The organism is Actinomycetes bacterium (genome assembly GCA_036510875.1).
Taxonomy (GTDB): domain Bacteria; phylum Actinomycetota; class Actinomycetes; order Prado026; family Prado026; genus DATCDE01.
This window is the reverse complement of sequence record DATCDE010000150.1, coordinates 1-6,657: the sequence shown is the minus strand read 5'-3', so window position 1 is coordinate 6,657 and position 6,657 is coordinate 1. Positions and strand designations below refer to the sequence as shown.

The 6,657-nt window shown below is 69.6% G+C and carries 4 protein-coding genes; 1 reads left to right on the top strand and 3 read right to left on the bottom strand.

The annotated features are described in order from the left end of the window. Window positions 1-635: 635 nt before the first annotated feature. The 3 genes from VIM19_08855 to VIM19_08845 all read right to left on the bottom strand — a co-directional run bounded on the left by VIM19_08855 (window position 636) and on the right by VIM19_08845 (window position 4,491). The gene (locus VIM19_08855) at window positions 636-3,002 is read right to left on the bottom strand and encodes a glycosyl hydrolase family 65 protein (protein HEY5184992.1); all 2,367 of its coding nucleotides are present in this window, start codon (window positions 3,000-3,002) and stop codon (window positions 636-638) included. Then, window positions 2,999-3,742: a beta-phosphoglucomutase family hydrolase gene (locus VIM19_08850; GenBank protein HEY5184991.1), complete on the bottom strand. Its 744-nt coding sequence runs from the start codon at window positions 3,740-3,742 to the stop codon at window positions 2,999-3,001. Before VIM19_08850 ends, VIM19_08855 begins: the two co-directional genes overlap by 4 nt. A gap of 488 nt (window positions 3,743-4,230) precedes the next feature. Further along, window positions 4,231-4,491 (bottom strand): hypothetical protein, encoded by a 261-nt coding sequence (locus tag VIM19_08845; GenBank protein HEY5184990.1) that lies wholly within the window; start codon window positions 4,489-4,491, stop codon window positions 4,231-4,233. A gap of 630 nt (window positions 4,492-5,121) precedes the next feature. On the opposite strand from VIM19_08845, the gene VIM19_08840 reads away from it, so the two are divergent. Then, window positions 5,122-6,642: an aldehyde dehydrogenase family protein gene (locus VIM19_08840; protein HEY5184989.1), complete on the top strand. Its 1,521-nt coding sequence runs from the start codon at window positions 5,122-5,124 to the stop codon at window positions 6,640-6,642. Window positions 6,643-6,657 lie beyond the last annotated feature (15 nt).

Here is a 6,657-nt window from a genome sequence, read left to right as displayed (position 1 = left end):
GGTCCACGGCCCGGTCGTCCTCATCGTCCTCGACACCGGGCAGTGGGCCCAGCTCGGCCGCCCTCGCGAGCGGGTCATCTGGTCGCCGTGGCGCCGTGTCGTCGTCTCGCTCCCGCTCGGTCATGGTGCCTCCCGTACGTCGCGAACTCGTTGCCGCGGGTGCATCCGCGGCACTCACCCCATACTGGCTCACGCTGTCCCGAACGGACAGGCTCGCGGCGCGCCGTCCAGGGACTGCCCCGCCCCGGTTCACTCGCGGGGCCCGACGTCTCGCCCGCCCCGGCCACCGAGACGCTGGCGCATGAGATTCGGCAAAGCCGCGCCGGCCCGCAGACCCGGATCCTAAGCAACCATCACCGATCTCGAGACCCCTGAGTCGAGCTCGTGGCGAGCGGCCACGGTGATTTCGGTGTCGCGCTGCTCGTCGCCCCCCGCACCTGCCCACGGTACGTGCTGGTACTCGTGGCGCGCTCGTGGCGCGCGGTCACATCCGACGGCCCGAGTGGGTGGTGGTGGCCGGTGCTCATATGCCGGACCGGGGCGGCTGGGCCGGCCGGCGGCGTCGCTGTGAACGGACGGCAGGGTCTGGGAGCGCCGCAGTGGCAGTGCTGGTGTCACCTGGTGGTGCTGCTCGGTCAGGAGCCGAGCGGCCCACGGGCCGACACCGGTGCCCGGCCGGGCGGCTGCGGTGGGCGCGGCAGCAGCGGAGCCCGCTTGCGAACCGGCCGGGTGACCGGCGCACCCGTCGTCACCTCGACCTCCTCGCCCGCGTGCCGCAGCAGCAGGCTGGCCGTCGCTCCACCGCGGATCGCATAGGTGACCTCGTCCGGGCGGACGTCCACCTTCAGGCGCAGGTCCTGCCATCGGATCGAGAAGCACAGCCGGGTCAGCCCTTCCGGCAGAGCCGGGTCGAACGACGGTACGTCCCCGTGGTCGCGGAAGCCACCGAAGCCCGCGACCAGCGCCAGCCACGCGCCCGCGAGTGAGGCCATGTGTAGGCCGTCCCTGCTGTTCCTCTGCAGGTCCAGCAGGTCGATCAGTGCCGCCTCGTAGGCGTAGTCGTAGGCAAGGTCCAGGTGGCCGACCTCGGCGGCCAGCACCGCCTGCGTGCACGCCGACAGCGACGAGTCGCGCACGGTGCGCCGCTCGTAGTAGTCGAGGTTGCGAGCCTTCTGCTCGGCGGTGAAGTGGTCGCCGCACCAGTGCATCGCGAGCACCAAGTCCGCCTGCTTGACCACTTGCTTGCGGTACAGATCAAAGTACGGGGCGTGCAGCAGCAGCGGGTACTTGCCCTGGCTGGCGACGAAGTCCCACTCGCCGTGCCGGGTGAACCCGTCCGACTGCTCATGCACGCCGAGCTCGGTGTCGTAGGGCACGTGCACGGCCGCCGCGGCGTCCCGCCAGGTCGCTTCCTCCTCAAGGGTCACGCCGAGATCGCGCGCGGTGTCCGGGTGCCGTTGCGCCGCGTCCGCCGCCGCGACCAGGGCTCGGGCCGCCATCAAGTTGGTGTAGACGTTGTCGTCGGCGACCGCGCTGTACTCGTCCGGACCGGTCACGCCGTCGATGTGCCAGCCGCCTGTTCGGTCGTGATGCCCGAGCGAGGTAAACAGCCGGGCGATCTCCACTAGCAGCTCGAGGCCGACCTGCCGCTCGAACGCCGTGTCACCGGTCGCCGCGCAGTGGCGGACCACCGCGGCGGCGATCCCGGCGTTGATGTGGAACGCGGCGGTTCCGGCCGGCCAGTAGCCGGAGCACTCTTGACCGCGGATCGTCCGCCACGGGAAGGCCGCGCCGGCCAGGTGCAGCTCGGCCGCCCGCTGGCGGGCCTGCTCCAGCGTGGCGTGCCGCCAGCGCAGCGCGTCCGCGGCTGCGGTCGGCTGGGTGTAGGTCAGCAGCGGCAGCACGAACATCTCGCTGTCCCAGAACGTGTGCCCGTTGTACCCCGGCCCGGTCAGCCCCTTGGACGGGATCGCCCGCCGCTCGGCCCGCGCCCCGGACTGCAGCACGTGGAACAGCGCGAACCGCACCGCCTGCTGCATCTCGGCGTTCCCGTCCACCTCGACGTCGGCGGCGTCCCAGAACGCGTCCAGATAGGCGCGCTGCTCGCGCACCAAGCCATCCCAACCGGCGAACCGTGCGCCCGACAGCGCGCTGGCGACCTGGCCTCGCACGGCGGTCTCCGAGCGCAGGCTCGACCAGCTGTAAGCGATCACCTTCACCACCCGCAGCTGCTCGCCGGGCTGCAGGGTGCACGCGACCGTGAGGCGGGCCCAGTCCTCGCGCACGGCGACCTCGGTCTCGGTGCGGCCGGGAGCCTGCAGGACGTGCCCCATCCCCGCACCCACCAGCAGGCCGCTGGCCCGGGTGCGGTGCAGCAACACCACCCAGTGGCCGTCGTGGTCCTGGGCGACCGACTGCAGTGGGTTCTCCAGCACCGCCGCGACCCGGGGGTCCGACGACAGGTTCGGCTGCTGCTCGTTCGCGACCAGCTCGGACTGCAGGATGATCCGCGCCGCGCGCCCCACCGGCTCGACCACATACTCGATGGCCGCGACCGCCCGCTGGGAGAACGACACCAACCGGCTCGAGCGCACCCGCACCCGGGTCTGCCCCGGCGAGGTCCACTCGACCGCCCGCTCGAGCAGACCGCTACGCAGGTCCAGCCGACGGTGATGCTCGTGCAGGTCGCCGTAGCGCACGTCGAACGGCGCGTCGTCCACCAACAGCCGGATGAGCTTGCCGTTGGTGACGTCGATCAGGGTCTGGTCCATCTCCGGATACCCGTAACCCGTTTCCGCGTACGGCAGCGGCCGCTGCTCGTAGAAGCTGTTGAGGTAGGTGCCGGGAATGCCGAACGGCTCACCCTCGTCCAAGTTCCCACGCAGCCCAATGTGGCCGTTCGAGAGCGCGAACAGAGACTCCGACTGCGCGAGCAAGTCCAGGTCCAGCGCCGTCTCGCTCACCGACCACGGCTCGACCGGGTACGGCCGCTGCACGATCACGAGCGATCCAGCAGGTTGGCCAGGTCCTGCACCACGGTGTCCGCGCCGTGCGCGCGCAACTCGTCCCCCTGGCCGACCCGGTCCACGCCGACGACGTAGCCGAAGTGGCCGGCCCGCCCCGCGGCGACGCCGGACAGCGCGTCCTCGAACACCGCGCACTGCGCCGGCCGCGACCCGAGCCGCCTCGCAGCGGCCAGGAACGTGTCCGGCGCGGGCTTGCCCCTCAGCCGCTCGTCACGGATCGTCACCCCGTCCACCGTCAGCTCGACCAGCGGCGCGAGCCCGGTCACCGTCAGCACCTCGCCAGTGTTGGCGGAGGAGGACACCACAGCCCGGCGAAGGCCCGCCTGCTCGGCGGCTACCAGATAGCGACGGGAGCCCTCGAACACATGCACCCCGCCCGTGTGAATGCGGTGAAGCACGATCGCGTTCTTGCGGCCGCCCAAGCCGTTGACCGTCTCGGCCGTGGGCGGGTCCGACGGCGTGCCCTCCGGCAGCGTGATCTGGCGGCCGGCCAAGAAGTCGCGGACCCCGTCGAGCCGCGGCTTGCCGTCGACGTACTCCTCGTAGTCATGCTGCGGGTCGAACGGCACGAACGGCGTGCCGTCCCGCTCGGCGCGGACCCGCAGGAACGCGTCGAACATCTCCTTCCACGCGGCGCCGTGCACCGATGCGGTGTCGGTGAGGACACCGTCCAGGTCGAACAGGCAGGTCCTGACGCCATCCGGGAGCCCGAGCATCGCCCACAACCACCTCCGCTGATCACCGTACGAACAAGTGCGACTCATCGGCAATGCCGCGCGGGTGCTGCGCGCACCGCCGGCGCGGACGGGGATGATCCGCCGGTGGAGTCTTGACGCCCCCAGTGTCCGGGCGTTGATCCACGGCGTTGCGTAGGTGTCGACCCCGCCGAGCCTGGATCGGGCACAATGTCGCTTACGGCTTCCCTGTCTCTGCTGGGACGTCCTCTCTGCCGGCGTCCACGGTCTTGGCGGTAGTCGGGGGCTCGGGGGACCGCCCTCGAGGTGGCCCATTCGGTTCCTGGGGGCCTTCCTGATCAAGCCGCCCGCCCGGCCCTGGGCTCGGCCGGGTTCGCGCTGATCGCCGTAGCAGCCATGCTCTCGACCGCGTCCGCGATCAACGCCACGTTGCACGGATCCGCTCGCATGACCTACACCATCGCGAAGTCCAGGGAGCTGCCGGCCGAGTTGGAACGTCCGATCTGGAATCAGCCACTGGAGGGGTTGTTCATCACAGTGGCGGCCACGATCGTGCTGGCAAACCTGTTGAACCTGGAAAGCATCTCAACCATGGGCAGTGCCGGCTTCTTGATCATCTTCGCGGTCGTGAACGTGGCCGAGGCCAGGACTTCCCACGTCCGTGGCTCGGCGGCTTGGATCTCGCTGGTGGCTGCCCTCGCCCGTGTCGGGGCCCTGGCGGCCCTGCCGGCCAGGAGCAGCCTGGGAGCCGCTTCAGTCCTTGGCGCCATGGTGGCTGCGTCCTTCCGAATCGAGGCAGCGTTCCGACGGATGGGGAGCAGGGCTCTCGGAGCTCATGGCGGTCAGGCACACGGCCGTCAGAACGGTGATCTTTGGCCATCCGAGGCCGCTGGTCAGGGGGTCGTTGAGCAGGTACCCAGCGCCAGATGCCGCGCTGGATACGCGCAGATGGTCTCCACCGATCCGGCGACCTCCGACACTTCGATGGCTCTCCGACCCGATCTGTGCGTCACGTGGTGCCCGTTCTTGCCGGTGGGGTTGGGCAGTAGCCGCCGAGGGAGAGCATGGCCAGGGCGGTCAGCGCCTCAGGGTTCAGACGGGAGTGACCGAGGCTGCCGTGGTTCCTGGGGTCAGCCGTCCTTGACAGCCGGCGGCGAGCTTCGTGCGGGCCGCCTCTTCGCATGATGGCTCGGTTCCTGAGCTGAGTCTCGTCCCAGAGGTGGTCCGGGTTCACTCGCGGCGCTTCTTGTCGTTGGCGGGGACCTTTGCCTCTGACCCCCTCTGAGGTGGAGGCGTTCAGTCGGGGGTGGGCGTCCTTGTGGCGTGTGCCGGCTGCATCGTTGCAGGGTCGCTCCCCCCGAGTACGAGGGCCTATTCCTGGATGGATGAGGGAGTGCACCATGAAGTATGTCCCGCCCGGTCGACCGGGCAGCATTGTGACCGTCCTGCCGCGGTATGAGAACTTCATCGGGGGGAAGTGGCTCGAGCCGACTGCCGGGAAGTATCGGGTCGATCTGAGCCCGGCCACCGCAGCTCCGATCACCGAGGTCGCCGAATCGACGCCGCAGGACGTGGAGTTGGCGTTGGACGCCGCGCACGCGGCGAAGGATGCCTGGGGTGAGGCGTCCGCCACGGAGCGGGCGGCTGCGCTGAACAAGGTCGCCGACGCAATCGAGGCGAACAAGGAGATGCTCGCGGTCGCGGAGAGCTGGGAGAACGGCAAACCGGTCCGCGAGACGCTGAACGCGGACATCCCGCTCGTGGTGGACCACTTCCGTTACTTCGCCGCGGCGGCGCGCTCGGAGGAGGGCCGCTCGACCGAGATCGACAAGGACCTGATCGCCTACCACTTCCGGGAGCCGCTGGGTGTCGTCGGCCAGATCATCCCGTTCAATTTCCCGCTGCTGATGGCGGCGTGGAAGCTGGCGCCGGCGCTGGCGGCCGGCAACTGCTCGGTCTTGAAGCCGGCCTCGCCGACCCCCTGGTCGATCCTGAAGCTGCTTGAGGTGGTCGAGGACATCGTGCCGCCGGGCGTGATCAACGTCGTCACCGGCCCGGGCGCCGAGATCGGCAAGGCCCTGGCCGCGAACCCGCGGATCGCGAAGATCGGCTTCACCGGTGAGACCGTGACCGGTCGGCTGATCATGCAGTACGCCGCGCAGAACCTGATCCCCTCGACCACCGAGCTCGGCGGCAAGTCGCCGAACATCTTCTTCTCCGACGTGATGGCCCACGACGACCAGTTCCTCGACAAGGCCATCGAGGGCCTCGTGCTCTACGCCTTCAACAAGGGCGAGGTCTGCACCGCCCCGTCCCGGGCACTGATCCAGGAGGACATCTACGAGGAGTTCATGGCCCGCTGCCTGGCCCGCATCGCCGCGATCAAGCAGGGCGACCCGCTGGACACCGAGACGATGATCGGCCCGCAGGTCTCCGCCCAGCAGCTGGCGAAGATCTCCTCCTACGTCGACATCGGCAAGGCCGAAGGCGCCGAGGTCCTCATCGGCGGTAAGCGCGCCATGGTCGACGGCGAGTTCGCCGACGGCTACTTCTTCGAGCCGACCGTGCTCAAGGGGCACAACAAGATGCGCGTGTTCCAGGAGGAGATCTTCGGACCCGTCCTGGCCGTCACCACCTTCACCGACGACGCCGATGCCCTGGCAATCGCGAACGACACCCTGTACGGGCTCGGCGCCGGCGTGTGGACCCGCGACGGCAACCGTGCCTACCGGATGGGTCGCAAGATCCAAGCCGGACGGGTGTGGACGAACTGCTACCACGCCTACCCCGCGGGCGCAGCGTTCGGCGGCTACAAGATCTCCGGCGTCGGCCGGGAGAACCACCGGATGATGCTCGACCACTACAGCCAGACGAAGAACCTCCTCGTCAGCTACAGCACCGAACCCCTCGGGTTCTTCTGAGTCATGACCGACGTG